Here is a 21,672-nt window from a genome sequence, read left to right on the forward strand (position 1 = left end):
TGAGACCTGAGCCTGTATGAGCGGACGCATCCTGGTCATCGACGACGAAGCGGGGATCCGCGAGAGCCTGCGGATGATCCTCGAGTACGAGGGGTACGCGTGCCTGCTGGCCGCCACCGGTGAGGAAGGCATCGCCATGGCACGCAGCGAGGCGCCCGACCTGGTCTTCTCCGACATCAAGATGCCCGGCCTCGACGGGCTCGAAGTGCTGGCGCGGCTCAAGGCGATGGACGAGTCGCTGCCCGTCGTCATGATCTCGGGGCACGGCACCGTCGCCACCGCCGTGGAGGCCACGCGCCTGGGCGCGATGGACTTCATCGAGAAGCCGCTGTCGTCCGAGCGCGTGCTGCTCACCGTGCGCAACGGCCTCAAGGCGAGTCGCCTCGAGCAGGAGAACCGTCGGCTCCGCGGCGCCGAGGACGCGCGCTACAACCTGGTGGGCCAGAGTCCCGCCTTGCTGCAGGTGCTGGACGCCGTCGGCCGCGCCGCGCCGACCAACGCCACCGTGCTGGTGCTCGGCGAGAGCGGGGTCGGCAAGGAACTGGTGGCCCGGGCGATCCACCGCAACAGCCTCCGGTCGCGCGAGCGCTTCGTGCAGGTCAACTGCGCGGCGATTCCCGAGGAGTTGATCGAGAGCGAGCTGTTCGGCCACGAGAAGGGCAGCTTCACCGGCGCCACCGACAAGCAGATCGGCAAGTTCGAGCTGGCCGATCGCGGCACGATCTTCCTCGACGAGGTCGGGGACATGAGCCAGAAGACGCAGGCCAAGGTCCTGCGCGTGCTGCAGGAGGGCGAGGTCGAGCGCATCGGCTCGCAGCGCACGCTCAAGGTCGACGTGCGCGTCATCGCCGCCACCAACAAGGACCTCGAGGCGGCGATCGCCGACGGCACGTTCCGCGAGGACCTCTATTTCCGGCTCAGCGTGATCCCGGTGCACGTGCCGCCCCTGCGGGAGCGGCCCGAGGACGTCCCGCTGCTGGTGAAGCACTTCGCCGAGCTGTTCGCGGCCGAGGGCGGGCGGGCCCGCCGTTTCACCCCCGACGCGCTGGGCGTGTTGCAGCAGCACCGCTGGCGCGGCAACGTCCGCGAGCTGAAGAACACCGTCGAGCGCATCCTGATCATGGCGCGGGGCGAGGTGATCGACGTCGCCGACGTGCGCCAGTACCTGCGCGTCGACGGCCCATCCTTCATGCCCGTGCACGCGCCTGCGGCGCCCCCATCACCGGCCCCGATGGCGATGTCGGCCCCCAGCGTTGCGGCGCCGCTGGTGCCCGACCCCTGGTCGGCCGGCGTGCCGGTGTCGGCCGGGTCGGCGCCGACGGGCGGCGTGTCGGAGCCTCGTCCACCTCAGCCCAAGCCGACGACCCTGCGCGAATTCAAGGAGCAGGTCGAGCGCGAGTTCCTCGTCGAGAAACTGCGCGAGCACGGCTGGAACATCTCGAAGACGGCCGAGGTGATCGACACGCCGCGCTCCAACCTCTACAAGAAGCTCGAACAGTACGACATCAGCCAGGAGAAGGACGGGTAGAGCCGGCCGTCGGTATTCGGCGGTCGGCCATCGTGTGACGACGGGGGGCGCGAGAATCCGAAGGCCGTCCGCGCCGGGAAGGCCGTCGGGTATCATCCCTCTGCGGCAGTCGTCCAGGCGATCGCTGGCAATGGGCGCAAGTCCGTTGCTGGAGGAAAGTCCGAACTCCGCAGGGCAGTGCGCCGGGTAACGCCCGGGCGGGGCAACCCGACGGAAAGTGGCACAGAAAACACACAGCTGACGCGCACTTCGGTGCGCAAGCAATGGTGAAAAGGTGCGGTAAGAGCGCACCGCGCGGCCGGCAACGGACGTGGCAGGCAAAACCCCGCACGGAGCAAGACCAAATAGGGAGGCGCTCGAGGACGGCCCGTCCGAAGCCTCCGGGTAGGTTGCTCGAGGCCGTCAGCAATGCCGGTCCCAGAGGAATGATCGCTCGCTCGTGCGCCCGCAAGGGGGCGCGGGCCGACAGAATTCGGCTTATCGGACGACTGCAGCACTTGAGTCTGGATGTGCGCGCGAGGCGCGCGAGGAGACGCGGACGAGATGGCGTTCTATCTGGTGACGGGCGGGGCAGGCTTCATCGGATCGCACATGGTGGAGGCGCTCCGCGCCCGGGGCGACCGGGTGCGCGTGGCCGACAGCCTCGTCACCGGCAAGCGTGAGAACCTGGCGCACATCGATGACGTCGAGTTCCTGCAGGGCGACCTGGCCGACGAGGCGTTCGCCCGGCGGGCCGTCGAGGGCGTGGAGTACGTGCTGCACCAGGCGGCCATCCCCTCGGTGCCCAGGTCGGTCGAGGATCCCCTCTCCTCCAACCGGGCCAACATCGATGCGACGCTGAGCCTGCTCGTGGCGGCGCGTGACGCCGGCGTGCGTCGCGTCGTCTACGCCGGCAGCTCGTCGGCGTACGGCAACTCCGCCACGCTGCCCAAGCACGAGGAGATGCCGACCGCCCCGCTCTCGCCCTACGCGCTCCAGAAGCTCGTGGGCGAACAGTACATGCAGATGTTCACCACGCTGTACGGGCTGTCGACGGTGACCATCCGCTACTTCAACGTGTTCGGCCCGCGCCAGGATCCCTCGTCGGCGTATTCGGGCGTGCTGTCGCTGTTCATCCGGTTCCTCGTCGAGGGCCGCAGCCCGACGATTCACGGCGACGGCGAGCAGACGCGCGACTTCACCTACGTCGCCAACGTCGTCGACGGCGCGCTGCGCGCCAGCGTCGCGCCCGACGAGGCCAGCGGCCAGGTGATCAACGTGGCCACCGGCCGTCGCATCTCCCTCAACGACGTCTACCGCACGCTGAAGGGGATCACCGGCGCCACGGTGGACCCGGTGTACGGCCCGCCACGGGTCGGCGACGTGCGCGACTCGCTGGCCGACATCAGCAAGGCCTCGCGCCTGCTCGGCTACACGCCGATCGTGCACCTCGAGGAAGGCCTGCGCCGCACCTACGAATGGTTCGCCTCGACCCGGGTCGGCGCCTGATCGGCGGCGGCCGGTGACCTCGTCGTCGGCGCCGACGCTCGAGCGCACGCTCGGCACGTTCCAGCTCTGGGGCATCGCCGTCGGCCTGGTCATCTCGGGCGAGTACTTCGGCTGGAGTTACGGCTGGGCCTCAGCGGGCACCCTGGGCTTCCTCGTCGCGTCGGCATTCGTGGCGGTGATGTACGCCACGTTCATCTTCAGCTTCACCGAGCTCACCACCGCCATCCCGCACGCCGGCGGCCCCTTCGAGTACGCGCGGCGGGCCTTCGGTCCCGTCGGCGCGGTGATCGCCGGCATGGCCACCCTCGTCGAGTTCCTGTTCGCGCCGCCGGCGATCGCGCTGGCCATCGGCGCGTACATGCACGTGCAGTACGCGTGGCTCGAGCCGCGCTGGGTGGCCGTCGCGGCGTATGGCGTCTTCATGGGGCTGAACATCGCCGGGATGGCCATCGCCGCGAGCGTCGAGCTGGTGGTCACGCTGGTGGCCATCTTCGAGTTGCTCGTGTTCATGGCTGTCGTCGCGCCCGGCTTCCGGTGGCAGCATTTCCTGGCGGGCGGATGGGGCGGGGCTGCCACCTTCACGCCCGGCAGCCTGGCGGGCATCGTCGCCTCGCTGCCGTTCGCGATCTGGTTCTTCCTGGCCATCGAGGGGGTGGCGATGGCCGCCGAGGAGGTGCGCGACCCGCACCGCTCCATCCCGCGCGCCTACATCGGCGGCATTGTCACGCTGCTGGCCCTCGCCGCGGGCGTGATGCTGGCCGCCGGCGGGGTCGGCGACTGGCGGCAGCTGGCCAACATCAACGACCCGCTCCCGCAGGCCATGGCGCGCGTCGTCGGGGCGCAGAGCGGCTGGCTGCACATGCTGCTGTGGCTCGGGCTCTTCGGGCTGGTCGCCTCGTTCCACGGCATCATCATCGGCTACTCGCGCCAGATGTTCGCGCTGGCCCGCGCCGGCTACCTGCCCGCCGTGCTCGCGCGTGTCCACCCGCGCACGCACACCCCGTGGGTCGCCATCCTCGCCGGGGGCCTGGTCGGCGTCACCGCCATCTTCAGCGACGGCATCGTCTCGATCGCCGGCCAGACGCTGACGGCCTCCATCGTCACCATGTCGGTGTTCGGGGCGATCGTGATGTACATCGTGAGCATGGCCGCGCTGTTCCGCCTCCGCCGCCTCCAGCCGGATCTCGCGCGTCCCTTCACGGCGCCAGGCTACCCCTGGGTGCCGGGCTTCGCGCTGGGCGCCGCCTGCCTGTGCCTGGTCACGATGATCTGGTTCAATCCGGTGATCGCCGCCTGGTTTGGCGGCATGATGGGCCTGGGACTGCTGTCGTTCGTGCTCGTGAGGCACGGGCAGGAGCCCGGCCACCACTGACGCATGAGCACCTTCGCGCACGTCGTCGACGGCACGCGGCACGTCTTTGCCGACCTGCGGACGCTGCTCGCCCGCGCGACGCCGCTGCGCTCGGGGGACCAACTCGCCGGCGTGGCGGCGCGCTCGGCCGAGGAGCGGGCCGCGGCGCAGATGGCGCTGGCCGACGTGCCGCTGCGCCAGTTCCTGCACGAAGCCGTCGTCCCATACGAGACCGACGATGTGACGCGCCTGATCGTCGACACCCACGACGCGGCTGCCTTCGCGGCGGTCTCGCATCACACGGTCGGCAGCTTCCGTGAGTGGCTCCTCTCGGACGACGTCGACGCCGAGGCGCTGTCGGCGGTGCAACGCGGGCTCACGCCGGAGATGGTGGCGGCCGTGGCCAAGATCATGCGCGTGCAGGATCTGGTGCTGGTGGCGCGCAAGGCGCGGGTCGTGACCCGCTTGCGCAACACGATTGGCCTGCCCGGTCGCATGGCCACGCGCCTGCAGCCGAACCACCCGACCGACGATCTCGCCGGTATCGCCGCCAGCGTGCTCGACGGCCTGTTGTACGGGGCCGGCGACGCCGTGATCGGCATCAACCCGGCGCTCGACAACGTCGCGCAGGTGGTGCGCCTGCTCGAGATGCTCGACGCGGTGATCGGCCGCTACGAGATCCCCACGCAGTCGTGCGTGCTCACGCACGTGACGAGTACGCTGCAGGCCATGGAACGCGGCGCGCCCGTCGACCTGGTGTTCCAGTCGATCGGTGGCACGCAAGGCACCAACGAGAGCTTCGGCGTGTCGCTGTCCATCCTCGTCGAGGCGCGCGAGGCGGCCCTGGCCCTGAAGCGGGGCGCCACCTTCGATGCGGGCCTCGGCGCCAACGTGATGTACTTCGAGACGGGGCAGGGCAGCGCCCTCTCGGCTGGCGCCCACCACGGCTGCGATCAGCAGACCCTCGAGGCGCGCGCGTACGGGGTGGCGCGTCACTTCTCGCCGCTGCTGGTGAACTCGGTGGTCGGCTTCATCGGCCCCGAATACCTCTACGACGGCAAGCAGATCACGCGCGCCGGCCTCGAGGATCATTGCTGCGGCAAGCTGCTCGGCCTGCCGATGGGCGTCGACGTCTGCTACACCAACCACGCCGAGGCCGACGCCGACGACATGGACGTGCTGCTCACGCTGCTCGGCGCCGCCGGCTGCACCTTCGTGATGGGCGTGCCTGGCGCCGACGACGTGATGCTCAACTATCAGAGCACCTCGTTCCACGACGCGCTGTACGTGAGGCGCGTGCTCGGCCTGCGCCCCGCGCCGGAGTTCGAAGCCTGGCTCGAGCGCATGGCCATCCTCGCACCCGGTGGGGAGGCGCGGTTGCGCGAGCATCGTTCCGGGGTGCCGCCGGCCTTCGCCCGCGTGCTGGGAGAGCCCTCGTGAGCGACGCCGTCGTCACCAACCCCTGGAGCGCCTTGCGCAGGTACACGCCGGCGCACGTCGGGTTGGGCAGGGCCGGCGTCAGCCTGCCGACGGCGACCCAGCTGGCGTTCGCGCTGGCGCACGCCAGGGCCCGGGATGCCGTCCACGATCCGCTGGACGTGCCGCGGGTGCGGGCAGAGATTGGCGCGCTCGGCCTCGACACGCTGGCGCTGCACAGCGCCGCGCCCGACCGGGCGACCTACCTGCAGCGGCCCGACCTCGGACGTCGGCTCGACGAGGCCAGCCATCGTGCGCTCGACGTGCTGGGCCTGCCGTACCGGGCCGATGCGTACGACGTGGCGTTCGTCGTGTGCGACGGGCTGTCGTCGCGCGCGGCGCAGGCCCACGCGGCGCCGATGCTGCGTGAGGTGCTCGGCGCCCTGCGCGAGGGAGGTGGATGGCAGGTCGCGCCGGTCGCGGTGGTGGAGCAGGCGCGAGTCGCGGTCGGCGACGTCGTCGGGGAAGCGCTGCGGGTGCCGCTCGTGGTCGTCCTGATCGGCGAGCGTCCTGGCCTGAGCGCCCCCGACAGCCTGGGCGCGTACCTGACGTGGGATCCGCGACCAGGCCGCACCGACGCGGAGCGCAACTGCATCTCGAACATCCGGCCGCAAGGACAGCCCCCTGCGGAGGCGGCCCGTCGCCTGGTGGCGCTGATGATCGAGGCGCGGCGCCGCCGCCTGACCGGCGTGTCCCTGAAGGACCGGGAAGAGGCGCCGCGCGCCGCGAGCACGTTGCCGGGCTTTCTCATCGGCGACCCTCGGTCGACCGGGTAACTGCAGGACCCATCCGACAACGCGAGTTGGCGTCCCGAGGCCAGCGGCTCACCAGGCGCCTGCCGCCCGACGTGGCGTGAAGTCCTGCGTGAGCTGTGGCTTACGGACGAATGTCGGCGCCGCGCGCGGCCTGGCCCGCGGCTTGCTCCATGGGACTGCGTGCACACGCGCCGCATGTCGTCGTCGCCTGAGAACATCCAGCGGGCCAACCTCCCTGCGACGCGTCATCGGCCGTGTGCGCTCGCGCGCCATGGTGGCGCGCCGCTCACAGGAGGTTCCCATGTTCCGATCGCTGCTTCCCGCCGCCCTCGCACTCGTCGCCCTGTTCGCGCCGGTCGCCCCGGCCGCTGCCCGGGCGCAGGAGACCCGCGCCGCGGCCCCCGCACAGGTGGTCAACGTCAACACCGCCACGGCCGCGCAGTTCGAGGCCCTGCCCGGCATCGGCCCCAGCATGGCCCAGCGCATCGTCTCGTACCGGGAGAAGAACGGCCCGTTCAAGAAGCTCGAAGACCTGATGAACGTGCAGGGCATCGGCGAGAAGTCGTTCCTGAAGCTGCGTCCGTACCTGTCGGTGGGTGCGCCGGCCGAGGCCCGTGCCAGCAAGGACTAGCCAGGACGAGGCGGGGCGCTCCCGTCGGGGCGCCTCGCTCCCCGAGGTGCTGATCGTGGTGGCCCTCACCGGCCTGATCGGCGCCAATGGCCTGCACGCGCTCGACCGGATGCGTGCGGAACGCGCCGGGCGCGAGGCGGCGAGAGGGGTCGCTGCCGACCTGCGCGCCGTGGCGCAGGAAGCGCGGCGGACCCGCCGCACGCTGGCGGTGGAGTTCGACCTGCGTGGCCGCGCGCTCTGGCGAGTCGTCGTCGATGGCAACGGCAACGGCGTCACCGCCGCCGACATCCTGGCCGGCCTCGACATCGCCCGGCCATGGACGATGGTGGTGCGGGAGGGACGAGCGACCCTTGACGTCCCCAGGGACCTTCCTGCCGCCGACGGCGCGGGCGTGATCGCCGCCGGCAGCGATCCTGTCGTTCTCGGCGCGGCGCCACGGCTGACCTTCACCGCGCGGGGCACGGCAACCTCGGCCTCGATCTACGTGGTCGGGGCGTCCGGGGCGATCTACGTGGTGCGAGTTCTCGGCACCACGCAACGGGTCAGGCTGTCGTGCCTGGGCGCCGGCGACGCATGGGAGGTCTGTTGAGGTGAGCACGCTCGTCATCAACGAACGTCGCCGTGAACCGAGGACGGCGCCGGGGGAGGCGGGCGAGTCGCCGCAGGTGCCCGGTGCGCGGGTCCTCGAGGTGCTCGACAGGTCGGCGCACGGGCTGCGGTGTCGACTGGCGCAGCCCGTGCGACCGGGCCGCACCATGGCGATACGAGTGCCGGCTGGACAATCCGGCTTCGTGTTGCGACAGGGCTGGGTAGCGCGGTGCGAGGTCTGCCGCATCACCCGCCACGGCGTGCAGTACGAAGCGGCGTGGCGCTTCGACACGCCATGGCGAGATGAGTAGCAGGTACACACCCGGCTGGCGTGGCTTCTCGCCCCACTTGCGCCGTGGGGGCGTCAACGGCAGCCAGGGGCGACCTCGAGCCACCTGACCATGGCGCAGTGATTGAAGGTGTGCCGAGCGACACCCCTGATCGTGCCCGACGGGGCACCAGCGAGAGAGATCATGACCGACCCAGCTGCTGCGGCCTCGGCCGCGCTTGACGACATGTCCGTCGAACCCGCCGTGTTCCTCGAGCGAGCCGTCACGATCCTGCGTGCGGAGACGCAGGTACGCGAAGGGCTCGAGCGCCTGCTGACATTGACGGTCGGGCTGAACGATCCCACCGTCCATCTCGCCGGCGAACCGCTCGATCTCTCGCGTGGTCGCGGCGTCATCGCTGGTGGAGCGGACACCTTGCGGGTCACGGCCGCGGGTCCCGCCGAGGCAATGCGGGCCGCGGCGCCGTTGGTGGACGTCCTGGCGGCGTTGGGGCCGTTGATCCTCGATCTCGAGCGCAAGGCCGACATCCGGTCGGTGACCCGCACTCTCGGGCCCGAGCAAGGGGGCCTGCTGGGGGTGACGCCAGTGATGCGTCAACTGCACGAGCGGATCGCCCGCGCGGCGCGCAAGCCGTTCATCGTGCTGGTCCAGGGGGAGAGCGGCGCAGGGAAGGAACTGGTGGCCCGACGCGTCCACGCCCTCAGCGATCGCGCGTCAGGCCCCTTCGTCCCCCTCAACTGCGCGGCCATCGTCGAGTCACTGCTCGAGGCGGAGCTGTTCGGGATCGAGGAGCGAACGGCCACCGGCGTGCGTGGCCGCCGCGGCAAGTTCGAACTGGCCGACGGAGGCACGCTGTTCCTCGACGAGGTCTCGGACCTCTCGTCGTCGGCCCAGGCCAAGTTGCTGCGCGTCATCCAGGAGCCGACCATCGAGCGCGTCGGCGGCCACGGAGGCAGGCGCGTCGACGTGCGCGTCATCGCGGCGACGAACCGACCGCTCGAGAGCCTCTGCCGGCGTGGCGAGTTCCGCTGGGATCTGTACTACCGGCTCAACGCCATCGAGATCAGCGTCCCGCCGCTGCGGTCTCGTCGCGACGACATCCCGTACCTGGTCGAGGCCATCCTCCAGCGATCGGCAGACGGGCAGCCCTACCGGGTGTCGGTCGAAGCCATGGAAGCGCTGCGTTTGCACGAATGGCCGGGCAACGTCCGCGAACTCGAGCGCGTCATCGAACGAGCGGTCACGCTCGCCCAGTCGCACCTGATCAAGGTCGAGGATCTGCCGGACGCGGTCACGGGACGGTACCGAGAGGTCTTCCTGCCCGGAGAGCAGGCCGGCGACACCATGCGGGAGTGGGGAAGCCGGTACGCACGCTACGTGCTCGAGCGCGCCAACGGGAACAAGCGCGAGGCCTGTCGCGTGCTGGACATCAGCTATCACACGCTGTGCGCCTACCTCGCCTACCAGCCCTCGTCGGAACCGCGCCGGCCGCGACGCGCGGCGCCGGTGGACCTGCCGGCGCCCGCGTCGGTGGCACGGCGCCAGGGCTCTTCCGCATACGCGCCGACGACACGCCCGCTGGCCACGCTGGTCCATGATGGGCCGGCGCCGGCTCTCGACACATGACGAACGCCTGCACTACAGTGACGGGGATCCTTCCCATCGCGTCGCCACGGGGCGGCGCAGGAGTATTCCATGAAGCACTTGCGTTCCTCGTTCCGCTTGTCCCTGCCGCTCGCCGGCCTGGCGACCGCGGCAGGCCTCGGCGCGACAGTCCTGGCGACGGCCCCGGCCGGTACCGGCGCGGTCGTGGTCGCCGCGCAGGCGGCGGCCAACACGCTGACGGCCGAGGAGAAGGCTGCCGGCTGGCGCCTGCTCTTCGACGGCACGTCCACCAAGGGCTGGCGTAACGCCCACGCCGACACCTTCCCGCAGAAGGGGTGGCAGGTGAAGGACGGCCTGCTCACCGTCCTCGAGTCCGGTGGAGGGGAAGCCGCACACGGCGGCGACATCGTCACGGTCGACGAGTACGGCGATTTCGAGCTCAAGGCCGACGTGCGCCTGTCCAAGGGCGCCAACAGCGGCATCAAGTACTTCGTCACCGAGAAGCTCGGCACGCCGGGCAAGGGCTCGGCCATCGGCCTCGAGTACCAGCTCCTCGACGATGCGGTGCATCCGGACGCGAAGATGGGCCGCGACGGCAACCGGACGTTCGGGTCGCTGTACGACCTCATCGCCGCGCCGACCAGCAAGCCGGTCAAGCCAATCGGCGAGTGGAACAGCGTGCACATCGTCTCCAGGGGCACCAAGGTGGAGCACTGGCTGAACGGCACGAAGCTGATCGAGTACGACCGCGCGAGCGCCGCCTTCGACAAGTTGGTGGCCGCGAGCAAGTACAAGGACTACGCCGGCTTCGGCAAGGCCAAGAGCGGCCACATCCTGCTGCAGGATCACGGCAACACGGTGTCGTTCCGCAATGTCAAGGTGAAGGGCACGGCGCTCCCCAACACCTAGGAGCCGACCTGGCGCCGTCGCTCGCGGGCGACGGCCGCCGGCCTTCCTTGAACCCCCACCCCTGAGCCTGTATTGTTGAAGGGTTGCGGCCCCTCCGGGCCGCGCCCCTTCAGCGGCATGACCCACTCGCAGCCTCCTCTCAAGCAGACGCCCCTGCACGCGACGCACCTCGGCCACAAGGCCCGGATGGTGCCGTTCGGCGGCTGGGACATGCCCGTCGAGTACTCCGGCATCACCGACGAACACATGGCCGTGCGGACTCGCGCGGGCCTGTTCGACGTCAGCCACATGGGCGAGATCGAGATCGCCGGCGCCGACGCCCTCGCCGCGGTCCAGAAGTTCTCGTCCAACGATGCCTCGCGGCTCGCCGTCGGCCAGATCCACTACTCCGCGCTGACCACGCCGCAGGGCACGTTCGTCGACGACCTGCTCGTCTACCGCATGGCCGACGACCACTTCCTGCTCGTGGTCAACGCCTCGAACATCGAGAAGGACTACGCCTGGATCCGCAGCCAGGTCGAGGAGTTCGCCGACGCGCCGGCCGTGAACAACAGCCAGCGGTACGCGCTGCTCGCGCTGCAGGGGCCGCTGGCCGCCGAGGTGCTCCAGACGTTGACCGCCGTCGACCTGGCGGCGATCAAGTACTACTGGTTCGAGAACGGCGAGATCGCCGGCGTGCGCGGCATGATCTCGCGCACCGGCTATACCGGCGAGGACGGCTTCGAGGTGTTCGTGCCCCCCGCACAGGCGCCGCACGTCTGGCAGGCGATCCTGCAGGCCGGGGCGTCGGCCGGCGTCGTGCCCGCCGGGCTCGGGGCCCGCGACACCCTCCGCCTCGAGGCCTCGATGCGCCTGTTCGGCAACGACATGGACGAGACCACCACGGTGCTCGAGGCCGGGCTCGGGTGGATCGTCGGCTGGAAGAAGGAGACCTTCAACGGCGCCGACGTGCTGCGCGCCCAGAAGGCCGGTGGCGTCGAGCGCACGCTCGTGGGCCTCGAGATGATCGACCGCGCGATCGCGCGGCACGGCTATCCCGTCATCGTCGACGGGCAGGCGGTGGGCACCGTCACGAGCGGCACGCAGACGCCGTTCCTCAAGAAGGCCATCGCGATGGCCTACGTGCCCACGGCGGTCGCGCAGCCCGATCGCCAGGTGCACGTCGAAGTGCGGGGCCGGCTCGCAGCCGCCCGCATCGTCCCCATGCCGTTCTACAAGCGGCCGAGGAGCTGAGCACGCCGATGTATCCCGCCGACCTGAAGTACACCAAGGATCACGAGTGGATCCGCGCCACGGCCGACACCGCCGACGTGGGCATCACCGACTACGCCCAGCAGCAGCTCGGGGACGTCGTCTTCGTCGAACTGCCGCAGGTGGGCCGCGTGCTCGCCCAGGGCGAGGTGTTCGGCACGATCGAGTCCGTCAAGGCGGTGTCGGAGCTGTTCTCGCCCGTGGCCGGCGAGGTCGTCGCGGTCAACGACGCGCTGACCAGCGCACCCGAGCAGGTCAACAGCGACCCGCACGGCGCGTGGATCATCAGGGTGCGCCCGAGCAATCCTTCCGACCTGGACAGCCTGCTCGACGCCGCCGCGTACACGCAGCACGTCGGCTGATCGCCGCCGCGTCGAGCTGCGGCCGCTCCGACGGGGCGGCCGCGGCCTCCGAGGCGTCACAAAGAAGAGCCGCGCGCCACACGAGCGCCGGCACGCACGTCCGTTCCCGCCGTACCCACACATGACCCAAGTGGCCACTGACGCGTTTGCCCTTCGGCACATCGGGCCCCGCCCCGAGGACCGCGACCGCATGCTGCACGCCCTCGGCGTGCCCTCCCTCGACGCCCTGATCGATCAGGTGGTGCCGGCCCACATCCGCCGCACCGAGCCGCTCGTCGAGCCGCCGGCCGAGACCGAGCAGGCGTTCCTGGCGCGGTTGCGCACGCTGGAGGCGAAGAACGCGCGCTTCCGATCGTTCATCGGCGCCGGATACTACGGGACGGCCACGCCCGCGGTCATCCAGCGGATGGTGCTCGAGAACCCGGGCTGGTACACGCCATACACGCCCTACCAGGCCGAAATCGCCCAGGGCCGCCTCGAGGCCCTGCTGACGTTCCAGACCGCCGTCAGCGACCTGACGGGGATGGACGTGGCCAACGCGTCGCTGCTCGACGAGGCCACCGCCGCGGCCGAGGCGATGACCCTGTTGCGCCGCGTGAGCAAGAAGCCGGCGGCGGCAACGCGCTTCCTGGTGATCGGCGAGGTCTTCCCGCAGGTCCTCGAACTGCTGGTCGCGCGTGCCGAGCCGCTCGGCCTGACGGTCGAGACCGTGCCTGCCGGAGCGGTGACGTTCGCAGACGACGTGTTCGGCGCGATCGTGCAGTACCCGGACGGCGTCGGGGCGGTCACCGACATCGCCCCGCTCATCGCGGCGGCGCACGCCGCCGGCGCGCTGGTGGCGGTCGGCTCCGACCTGCTCGCCCTGACCCTGCTGGTGCCGCCCGGGGAACTGGGGGCCGACGTGGTGTACGGCTCGGCCCAGCGCTTCGGCGTGCCGCTCGGCTACGGCGGCCCGCACGCCGCGTTCTTCGCCACCCGCGAGGCCTACGTGCGCCAGTCGCCCGGCCGCATCATCGGCGTGTCGGTGGACGCGCAGGGCGGCTCGGCGTTCCGCATGGCGCTGCAGACGCGCGAACAGCACATCCGCCGCGAGAAGGCGACCTCCAACATCTGCACCGCGCAGGCGCTGCTGGCCAACATCGCGGCCTTCTACGCCGTCTTCCACGGCGCCGAAGGGCTGCGGGCGATCGGCGAGCGCGTGCACGGGCAGGCGGCGCAACTGGCGGCCGCACTCACGGCGATGGGCCTCACGCAGCACAACGCGGTGTACTTCGACACCCTCCACGTGTCGGGGGTCGATGCCGCCACGCTGCGTGCCACGGCGGAAGCGCACCAGGTGAACCTCCGCTACCTCGCCGACGGCACCGTGGGCATCAGCCTCGACGAGACGACCACCGACGAGGACGTGGTGCTGCTGGCCAACGTGTTCGCCAAGGCCACCGGCCGCGGTGTGCAGGTCGCTGATGGCGCGCGGTCGGCGATCCCGGCGACGCTGCAGCGGACCTCGGCATTCCTCACCCACCCGGTGTTCACCGAGCACCGATCCGAACTGCAGATCACGCGCTTCATCCGGCGGCTCGAGCGCAAGGACATCGGCCTGGACACGTCGATGATCCCGCTCGGCTCCTGCACGATGAAGTTGAACGCCGCCGCCGAGATGCTGCCGATCACCTGGCCCGGCTTCGCGGGACTGCACCCGTTCGTGCCCGTCGAGCAGGCCTCGGGCTACCAGGAGATCTTCCGCGACCTCGAGCGCATGCTGTGCGACATCACCGGCTTCGCGGCCGTGTCGCTGCAGCCCAACTCGGGTGCGCAGGGCGAGCTGGCCGGCCTGATGGTGATTCGCGCCTACCACCTCGCCCGTGGCGATGCGCACCGCACCGTGGCGCTGATTCCCTCGTCGGCCCACGGCACCAACCCGGCCAGCGCCGTCATGGCGGGGATGAAGGTCGTCGTGGTGGCGTGCGACGCCAACGGCAACGTCGATCTCGCCGACCTGCGCGCCAAGGCCGAACAGCACAAGGACACGCTGGCGGCGCTCATGGTCACCTACCCGTCGACCCATGGCGTGTACGAGGACGCCATCCGCGAGATCTGCGAGATCGTGCACGCGCACGGCGGCCAGGTGTACATGGACGGCGCCAACATGAACGCGCAGGTGGGGCTCACCAGCCCGGCGCTCATCGGCGCCGACGTGTGCCACCTGAACCTGCACAAGACGTTCGCCATCCCGCACGGCGGCGGCGGTCCCGGCATGGGGCCGATTGGCGTCGCGCGTCACCTCGCGCCCTACCTGCCCTCGCACCCGGTGGTGACGACCGGCGGTGGCGCGACCGGCATCCACGCGATCTCGGCGGCGCCGTGGGGTAGTGCGCTCATCCTGCTGATCTCCTACGCGTACATGTCGATGCTGGGGGGCGAGGGGATGACCGAGGCGACGCGCTACGCGATCCTCAACGCCAACTACATCAAGGCGCGCCTCGAGGGGCCGTTCCAGGTGCTGTACACCGGCCGGGAGGGCCGCGTGGCGCACGAGCTGATCCTCGACCTCCGGCCGCTCAAGCAGGCGTCGGGCATCGACGAGATGGACGTGGCCAAGCGCCTGATGGACTTCGGTTTCCACGCGCCCACCGTGTCGTTCCCGGTGCCCGGGACGCTGATGATCGAGCCGACCGAGAGCGAGGGGCGCGACGAACTCGATCGCTTCTGCGACGCGATGCTGGCGATCCGCGCCGAGATCCAGGCGGTGATCGACGGCAAGGTGGACGCCAAGGACAACGTGCTGAAGCACGCGCCGCACACCGCGGCCGTGGTGATGGCCGACGAGTGGACGCGGCCGTACCCCCGCAGCGCCGCGGCGTTCCCCTTGCCGTGGCTGCGCACGCACAAGGTGTGGCCGACCGTGGGCCGTATCGACAATCCGTACGGCGACCGCCACCTGGTGTGCGCGTGCCCGCCGATGACCGAGTACGCGGAAGAGCCGGTCACGGCGTAGCAAATTTCAGAATTGCCGAGTTCACGATTTCATCACCATCGCCGCGCGTCGAAGGTTGGCGGTGGTGATGAATTCTGAAATCCTGCGATTCTGAAATTTCTTCTAGGCAAGCCGCGCCGGAATCGCGGCCTCGAATCCTGCCATCAACCGCCGCGTGATCGGCCCGGGCACGCCGGGCCCGATCCGGGCGTCGCCCACCTGCACGACCGGCACGATCGCCTTGGTCGTGCTCGTGAGGAATGCCTCGTCCACCGTCGCGAGATCCTCGCGGCGCAGCGTGCGCTCCTCGGCCGGCACGCCGACGGCGGCCGCGACCTCGAGTACGAACTGCCGCGTCACCCCGACCAGCAGGCCCGCGTCGACGGGCGGCGTGAGCAGCACGCCGCCGCGGACGAAGAAGATGTTGGACTGCGCGCACTCGCACAGCTCGCCGCGGTGGTTCTCCATCAGCGCCTCGGCAGCGCCCTCGCGCAGCGCCTGCTGCATGGCCAGCGCGTTGTTCAACAGGTTGTTCGACTTGATGGCGGGGTCGACGCTGCCGGGATGGTTGCGGACGACCGATGCCAGGGCGATGCGCACGCCCTGGGCGAGCGCGTCGGGCGCCGGGTCGACGTGCGGCTTGACGATGATGACGATCGTCGGTGTCGGGCAGGCCTGCGGGTCGTACACGATCTCGCCGACGCCGCGGGTCAGCAGGATGCGCACGTAGGCCTCGCCCTCGAGTGCCGCCGCCGTCATGGTCTCCCTGATACGGACAAGGAGCTGGTCGTCGTCGAGGGGACACTCCAGCGCGATGCGCGCCGCCGACGCCCGCAGCCGTCGCATGTGCTCCGGGTACAGGAACGGGCGGCCGCCGTACGTGCGGAGCACCTCGTACACGCCCTCGCCGAACAGGAACCCGTGGTCGAACACGGACACCCGCGCCTCGTCACGACCGTACAGGCGGCCGTCGATGTTCACCGCGACTGGCACAGCGGGGGAGGGTACCATGCATCCATGCGAGTGCTGACGGCGGCGCAGATGCGTGAAGCGGACCGGATCACCATCCAGGACCTCGGGATTCCGTCGCTCGTCCTGATGGAGAACGCTGGCCGGCAGGTCGTGGCCGCCATCGAGGCGATGTTCCCGAACCTGGCCATGCGGCGCGTCGCCGTGCTCGCCGGCCACGGTAACAACGGCGGCGACGGGTTCGTCATCGCCCGAACGCTGCTCGAGCGGGTGCTCGACGTGTCGGTGTTCGTGATCGGCCCGCTCGCCGAGGTGCGCGGCGACGCCCGGCACAACCTGGAGGTGCTCGGGCGGCTCGGCGCGTCGGTCGTCGAGATCGGCGACGAGCAGGCGTGGGAACTGCACTTCTCCGAGATCTCGACCTGCGACCTGATCGTCGACGCGATCTTCGGGACGGGACTCAAGCGGGCCCTCGACGGCATGTACCCGACCATCGTCGGCGACCTCAACGGCAGCGGCATCCCGGTGGTCGCGGTCGACGTGCCGAGCGGCCTGCTCGCCGACACGCACGAGGTGCAGGGGGAGGCCGTCCGCGCTGCCGTCACCGTGACGCTCGCTGCCCCCAAGATCTGCCACATCCTGCCGCCCGCCCAACGCGTCTGCGGCGATCTCGTGGTGGCCGACATCGGCATCCCGGGCGTGGTGATCGAGCAGATCGACGGCCCGCACGTGGAGGTCATCACGCGCGACGCCATCCGCAGCGTGCTCGAGCCACGCGACCCGGAGGCGCACAAGGGCGAGTTCGGGCGGGTGCTGATCGTCGCCGGCTCGATGGGCAAGAGCGGCGCCGCGCACCTGGCCGCGATGGCAGCCCTCCGGTCGGGCGCCGGGCTGGTCACCGTCGCCACGCCGAGGTCGGTGCAACCGATCCTCGCGGCCATGGCGCCCGAGTACATGACGATTGGCCTGCCCGAGGATGCCGACGGCCAGGTGATCCCCGACGGCATCGAGCGGGTGCTGGCCGCCTCGGCCGACGTGATCGCCATGGGACCGGGACTCGGCACCGGCGAGGGCGTCCGCGCCTTCGTGCACGGGGTGGTCGAGCGCGCCGGAGTGCCCATCGTGCTCGACGCCGACGCGCTGAACGCCTTCGCGGGCGAGCACGCGCAGCGACTCGCGGGCCGCGACGGGCACGACGTGATCATCACGCCGCACCCGGGCGAGATGGCCCGGCTCCTCGGGATCTCCACCGAGCAGGTGCAGCAGGATCGCCTGACGGCCGCCCGCACCTTCGCCGAGCAGCACCAGTTGCATGTCGTGCTCAAGGGGCATCGCACGCTCGTGGCCGCCCCCGAAGGCAGCGTGGCGATCAACATGACGGGCAATCCGGGGATGGCGACCGGCGGCACCGGGGACGTGCTCACTGGCGTGATCGCCGGCTGGTTCGGTCAACTGCTCGACGCGGAGGGGGCGGCGCGTCTGGGCGTGTACCTGCACGGCCACGCCGGCGACCTGGCCATGGCCGACCTCGGCGAGGCAGCGCTCACGGCCTCGGATCTGCTGACGTACCTCGGGGACGCCGTGCTCGAGCTCGCGGCCGAACGCAAGCCCGGCGACGACGAGGACGAGTGACCGAGGAGACGACCACCTCGGAGGCCGGGACGCGCGCGCTGGCGCAGCGCCTGGCGGCGACGCTCGCGCCCGGCGCCGTTCTGCTCCTGCACGGCGACCTCGGCGCCGGCAAGACGGCCTTCGTGCGCGGGCTCGCCGAAGGTCTCGGCATCCCCGACGACCAGGTCAGCAGTCCCACCTTCACGCTGGTCCACGAATATCGGGGCGGGCGACTCACGCTCCACCATGCGGATCTCTACCGCTTGCCGCAGGGCAGTGCGTCGATCGAGGAGCTCGGCCTTGACGAGACGGCCGAGGAGGGCGTGCTGGCGATCGAGTGGCCGGAACGGCTCGCGCGCCCCGTTGCCGGCGCCCTCCACGTCAGATTCACGATCGTCGACGAGTCGGCGCGCCGCATCGCGATCGGCGGCTCCTGAGGCAACCTCGCGCCGGCTCTACGCGGCCTCGGCCTCGGCTTGCGCCCCGCCGCCGTCGCGGGCCTCGCGGTCCGCGACGACGGTGGCTGACGGTGAGATGAGGGAGGCCCGCGCCTCACGCCGCTGCCGGTACTCGGCCCAGCACGCCGCGCTCAGCACCAGGATGTTCGAGCCGATCACCGGCGGCGCCTCGATCACCAGCCCGTAGGTCAGCCAGAGCGTCGCCCCCGCCATCTGCACACGGCGTAGCCGCTCCTGGCCACGCGTGAGGTAGGAGGCCGTGAAGACGGCCGTCGCCGCCCAACCGATCGCATCGGGCGTGCTCATGCCGATTCCGCCCGGACCAGCGCCGGCATCTCGGCGAGGGTGATGCGGTCGGTGCGGGCCCGCTCCCAGTCCTGCAGCGTGAGGCCGTAGCCGGCAAACAGCTCCCGGATGCGCGTCGAACTCCAGCCCGCCACGTGCCCGAGGATCGGCACCATCACGCTCAGGGCGCTGTCGCTGAGGAGCGTCCGGCGGGCGATGCGGGCGAGGTGGCGGTTCTCCGAGACGGCGATCGTGAACCCGTCGCGGTTGTTGACGTGGAGCATGACGTGGACGTCGGAACTGCCGTCGCCCACGTAGATGGTGTGCTCGGGACGGCTGCTGCTGCGCGCCTCGAGCTGCTCGAGCACGGCCACCTTGCCGTAGCCCGCCGGCACGTGCTTCACGGCGGTCACCTCCCCGGACACCTCGTCGAACTCCAGTTCGGTGCCGTGGATGTGGTCGGCCGGGACCACGCCGTCCAGCGCGGCGCAGATCACCTCGCGCGGCGCAGCCGAGATCACGTAGAACGAGAACCGGCAGCCCGGAATGCCGCGCGACAGCACGTCGACAAGCTGAGGGATGTCCTGCTTCAGGCGGACGCGGCGCCCGGCCTCGACCAGGTGCTCGCGACGCACGGCCCGGAACTCGGGGTCGTGGCGGAGCAGGTAGGCGAGCTCGCCCCCCTGGTGCACGAGGTTGCTTCGCGCCAACCCCGCAACCTTTTCCTCGAAGCCCGACGCGCCAATCAGTTGGCTCAGCACCACCCCCGAGTCGTTGAAACTGAGGGTCTGGTCGAAGTCGCTGGCCACCAGGAAGTGCACCGGTTCGTTCGTGGTTGTCATATCACTCCTCGGGAGCACGTCATGGCCTCCTGATAGACAGCATAGCAATCGCATAGTGGTCTGACCAGTAAAGTTTACGTAAACACTTCGACATTCGATGAATGCTTGAGTATCGACTGGGCGTACTGACAAGAACGGTGGTGCTTCGCCTGGAGTTGTCATAACATCTCGACATGCAACGCGCTGGCCTCGCCATTCCCAAGTACCAGGTGGTCTTCGAGGCCCTGCGGCGCGACATCGAGAGCGGACGACTGCCAGCGGGCGGGCGGGTTCCCAGCGAGGCCGAGCTGGTCGAGCGGTTCGGTGCCTCGCGCATCACGGTGGGGCGGGCCGTGCGCGACCTGCAGTTGCAGGGACTCGTGGAGCGGCGCGTCGGGGCGGGCACGTTCGTGCGGCGGCCTCCGGCGACGGCTGCCGTCGATTGCACGTTCGGCGTGCTGGTGCCCGACTTGCCCGACATCGAGATCTTCGAGCCGCTGGTGCAGGGGTTGCTCGCCGCGCCCGAATCGCGCGGCCACGCATTCCTCTGGGGCGGCGGCGAGGCGGCCCCCCACGACCGGGCCTCGGCCGCCTGGGGGCGGGTGCAGCAATACATCAACCGGCGCGTCGACGGCGTGTTCTTCGCGCCGATGGAGGGCCTGGCCGACGACGACGTGAACGTCCGGATCGTGCAGGCACTCGACGCGGCGGGCATCCCGCTCGTGCTCCTCGACCGTTCCGCGTACCCGTATCCGAAGCGCGGTCCGTACGATCTGGTGGGCATCGACAACCGGCGCGTCGGGTATGCCGTGACCGAGCACCTGCTGCGGGCCGGGGCCAGGCGCGTCGCCTTCCTCGGCGGGGAGACGGGCGTCTCCACCATCGATGGGCGGCGCGCCGGCTATCGCGAGGCGCTCGACGCGCTCGACGCCGACGCCTCGCTCGCACGACGACCGCTGCCCGCGCCCGGGGACCGTGACGCGGTGAGGGCGTATCTCGAGTCGCACCGTCCGGACGCGATCGTCTGCGCGCACGATCGCGGGGCCGCGCAACTGATGCACACGTTGCTGGCCCTCGGTTGCTCGATCCCGGGCGACATCCGGCTGGCGGGGGTGGACGACGTGGAGTACGCGGCGTGGCTGCCGGTGCCGCTCACCACGGTGCGGCAGCCGGTCCGGCAGATCGGGGAAGCGGCGATTGCCGCGATGCTGGAGCGCCGGGCGCACCCCGAACGGCCCGCCCGCGACATCTTCGTGCAGTGCACGCTGGTGGTGCGCACGTCCTGCGGCGCGATCGCGTGATGACATCGCGCCGCGCCGGCGCCGTCGGCGCCGGCCGGCCGTGTCCTGAGGTGCGTCTCGCCGCGCGATCTATCGCGGCAGCAAGGCGTCGAGTTCCGCGATCTTGACCTGCCGTCCGTACTGGTTCAGCTGGAAGGCTTCCGCGTACTTCACCTTCGAGCCGCGGTCCTGCCCGTAGCGGGCGATGAGCTGCGCGCGGTACTCGTTGGCACCCGCCGCGAGCCAGCCCTTCACCGTCTCGACGATGTAGGCCTTCCGGCCCGCCTCGTCCTTCGGCATGTTCGGGAGCGTCCGTCCCTGCCAGGAGTCGGCGTCGCCGAACTGCGAGGGCATCGCCGCGACGCACGCGAACTTCTTGTCGGCGACCGCGTCGATGTCGACCACGACGTCGGGCACGAACGTCTTCGGCACGTCGAAGCCGTCGGCGGAATTGAGGTAGATCGGGTTGCGCGGCGTCGCGGGGGTGTCCGGCACGAAGAACGGCGCCTGCACGACGATCGCGGTGTCGTTCAGGAGCACGCCGACGTTGCGGTGATCGGGGTGATAGTCGTAGGGCCGGTGGCCGATGACGATGTCGGCCTGCCACTCCCGGATCTTGCGCGCGAACTTGCGGCGCGTCTCGAGATCGGGCACCAGTTCGCCGTCGTGGATGTCGAGCACGTCGGTGGTGATGCCGAGGATCCGCGCGCACTCCTGCACCTCCCTGTAGCGCCGCTGCGCCAGCGGGCCACCGGCCTGCGAGAAGTGGCCGATGTCGCCATTGGTCGCGGCGACGAACTTGACGCGGTGCCCCTTGGCGGCCCACATCGCCGCCACCCCCGCGGCCTGCAGCTCCGCATCGTCGGGATGCGCCCCGAAGACGATGACGTTGAGCGGACGCTGCGCCGTGAGCGACGTTGACGAGGAAGCGAGGCCGAGGGCGAGCGCAGCGGAGGCGATGGCCGAGAACGAACGACTTCTCATGAGAGCTCCCGGAGAGGGAAGGACTCCCGGCGCCGAGGGGCGCCGGGCAAGTACAC

General features: G+C 70.5%; 20 protein-coding genes and 1 other RNA gene. 17 read left to right on the top strand and 4 right to left on the bottom strand.

Annotation, left to right across the window (positions count from 1 at the left end; all coding sequences use genetic code 11):
- Positions 1–16: 16 nt before the first annotated feature.
- The 14 genes from TBR22_RS12540 (at position 17) to gcvP (ending at position 15,229) form a co-directional block, all read left to right on the top strand.
- Positions 17–1,528, top strand: coding sequence for a sigma-54 dependent transcriptional regulator (locus TBR22_RS12540; RefSeq protein ID WP_239493331.1), 1,512 nt, complete (start codon positions 17–19; stop codon positions 1,526–1,528).
- Positions 1,529–1,633: 105 nt separating this feature from the next.
- Positions 1,634–2,024: RNase P RNA component class A (gene rnpB, locus TBR22_RS12545), an RNA gene on the top strand.
- Between the two features lie 47 nt (positions 2,025–2,071).
- Positions 2,072–3,016 carry an SDR family oxidoreductase gene (locus TBR22_RS12550; RefSeq protein ID WP_239493332.1) on the top strand — a complete coding sequence of 315 codons (945 nt, stop codon included), beginning with the start codon at positions 2,072–2,074 and terminating at the stop codon, positions 3,014–3,016.
- 13 nt (positions 3,017–3,029) lie between these two features.
- Positions 3,030–4,388, top strand: a complete 1,359-nt coding sequence (gene eat, locus TBR22_RS12555; protein WP_239493333.1) for an ethanolamine permease — start codon at positions 3,030–3,032, stop codon at positions 4,386–4,388.
- Positions 4,389–4,391: 3 nt separating this feature from the next.
- Complete coding sequence (locus TBR22_RS12560) at positions 4,392–5,807, top strand: ethanolamine ammonia-lyase subunit EutB (RefSeq protein WP_239493334.1); 1,416 nt, start codon at positions 4,392–4,394, stop codon at positions 5,805–5,807.
- Positions 5,804–6,619, top strand: coding sequence for an ethanolamine ammonia-lyase subunit EutC (gene eutC / locus TBR22_RS12565; protein ID WP_239493335.1), 816 nt, complete (start codon positions 5,804–5,806; stop codon positions 6,617–6,619). Before TBR22_RS12560 ends, eutC begins: the two co-directional genes overlap by 4 nt.
- 280 nt (positions 6,620–6,899) lie before the next feature.
- Entirely contained in the window at positions 6,900–7,229 is a 330-nt protein-coding gene (locus TBR22_RS12570; RefSeq protein WP_239493336.1) for a helix-hairpin-helix domain-containing protein, read from the top strand.
- Positions 7,213–7,818 carry a Tfp pilus assembly protein FimT/FimU gene (locus tag TBR22_RS12575; RefSeq protein WP_239493337.1) on the top strand — a complete coding sequence of 202 codons (606 nt, stop codon included), beginning with the start codon at positions 7,213–7,215 and terminating at the stop codon, positions 7,816–7,818. The genes TBR22_RS12570 and TBR22_RS12575 overlap by 17 nt, the downstream gene beginning before the upstream one ends.
- Position 7,819: 1 nt before the next feature.
- Complete coding sequence (locus TBR22_RS12580; RefSeq protein ID WP_239493338.1) at positions 7,820–8,128, top strand: hypothetical protein; 309 nt, start codon at positions 7,820–7,822, stop codon at positions 8,126–8,128.
- A 162-nt stretch (positions 8,129–8,290) separates the two neighbouring features.
- Entirely contained in the window at positions 8,291–9,733 is a 1,443-nt protein-coding gene (locus TBR22_RS12585; protein ID WP_239493339.1) for a sigma 54-interacting transcriptional regulator, read from the top strand.
- 69 nt (positions 9,734–9,802) lie between these two features.
- Positions 9,803–10,621: a DUF1080 domain-containing protein gene (locus TBR22_RS12590; RefSeq protein ID WP_239493340.1), complete on the top strand. Its 819-nt coding sequence runs from the start codon at positions 9,803–9,805 to the stop codon at positions 10,619–10,621.
- A 117-nt stretch (positions 10,622–10,738) separates the two neighbouring features.
- Positions 10,739–11,854, top strand: a complete 1,116-nt coding sequence (gene gcvT / locus TBR22_RS12595) for a glycine cleavage system aminomethyltransferase GcvT (RefSeq protein ID WP_239493341.1) — start codon at positions 10,739–10,741, stop codon at positions 11,852–11,854.
- An 8-nt stretch (positions 11,855–11,862) separates the two neighbouring features.
- Positions 11,863–12,234 (top strand): glycine cleavage system protein GcvH, encoded by a 372-nt coding sequence (gene gcvH, locus TBR22_RS12600; RefSeq protein WP_239493342.1) that lies wholly within the window; start codon positions 11,863–11,865, stop codon positions 12,232–12,234.
- A 121-nt stretch (positions 12,235–12,355) separates the two neighbouring features.
- Positions 12,356–15,229 (top strand): aminomethyl-transferring glycine dehydrogenase, encoded by a 2,874-nt coding sequence (gene gcvP / locus TBR22_RS12605; protein ID WP_370651468.1) that lies wholly within the window; start codon positions 12,356–12,358, stop codon positions 15,227–15,229.
- Positions 15,230–15,331: 102 nt separating this feature from the next.
- Here the strand turns inward: gcvP and TBR22_RS12610 are convergent, their stop codons facing one another.
- Positions 15,332–16,201 carry an aminotransferase class IV gene (locus TBR22_RS12610; RefSeq protein WP_239493344.1) on the bottom strand — a complete coding sequence of 290 codons (870 nt, stop codon included), beginning with the start codon at positions 16,199–16,201 and terminating at the stop codon, positions 15,332–15,334.
- Between the two features lie 24 nt (positions 16,202–16,225).
- Here TBR22_RS12610 and TBR22_RS12615 point away from each other — a divergent pair, with 24 nt between their 5' ends.
- Together TBR22_RS12615 and tsaE are read left to right on the top strand one after the other, a co-directional pair.
- Positions 16,226–17,809, top strand: coding sequence for an NAD(P)H-hydrate dehydratase (locus TBR22_RS12615; protein ID WP_239493345.1), 1,584 nt, complete (start codon positions 16,226–16,228; stop codon positions 17,807–17,809).
- Complete coding sequence (gene tsaE / locus TBR22_RS12620; RefSeq protein WP_239493346.1) at positions 17,806–18,225, top strand: tRNA (adenosine(37)-N6)-threonylcarbamoyltransferase complex ATPase subunit type 1 TsaE; 420 nt, start codon at positions 17,806–17,808, stop codon at positions 18,223–18,225. Before TBR22_RS12615 ends, tsaE begins: the two co-directional genes overlap by 4 nt.
- An 18-nt stretch (positions 18,226–18,243) precedes the next feature.
- On the opposite strand, the gene TBR22_RS12625 is transcribed toward tsaE, so the two are convergent.
- Complete coding sequence (locus TBR22_RS12625) at positions 18,244–18,552, bottom strand: hypothetical protein (protein ID WP_239493347.1); 309 nt, start codon at positions 18,550–18,552, stop codon at positions 18,244–18,246.
- On the bottom strand, positions 18,549–19,373 hold the full coding sequence (locus TBR22_RS12630; protein ID WP_239493348.1) for an HAD-IB family phosphatase: 825 nt from the start codon (positions 19,371–19,373) through the stop codon (positions 18,549–18,551). The genes TBR22_RS12625 and TBR22_RS12630 overlap by 4 nt, the downstream gene beginning before the upstream one ends.
- A gap of 173 nt (positions 19,374–19,546) precedes the next feature.
- On the opposite strand from TBR22_RS12630, the gene TBR22_RS12635 reads away from it, so the two are divergent.
- The gene (locus TBR22_RS12635; RefSeq protein ID WP_239493349.1) at positions 19,547–20,653 is read left to right on the top strand and encodes a substrate-binding domain-containing protein; all 1,107 of its coding nucleotides are present in this window, start codon (positions 19,547–19,549) and stop codon (positions 20,651–20,653) included.
- A 69-nt stretch (positions 20,654–20,722) separates the two neighbouring features.
- On the opposite strand, the gene TBR22_RS12640 is transcribed toward TBR22_RS12635, so the two are convergent.
- On the bottom strand, positions 20,723–21,616 hold the full coding sequence (locus tag TBR22_RS12640; RefSeq protein ID WP_239493350.1) for a PIG-L deacetylase family protein: 894 nt from the start codon (positions 21,614–21,616) through the stop codon (positions 20,723–20,725).
- Positions 21,617–21,672: the final 56 nt, after the last annotated feature.

It is taken from the genome of Luteitalea sp. TBR-22 (assembly GCF_016865485.1).
Classification (GTDB): Bacteria; Acidobacteriota; Vicinamibacteria; order Vicinamibacterales; family Vicinamibacteraceae; genus Luteitalea.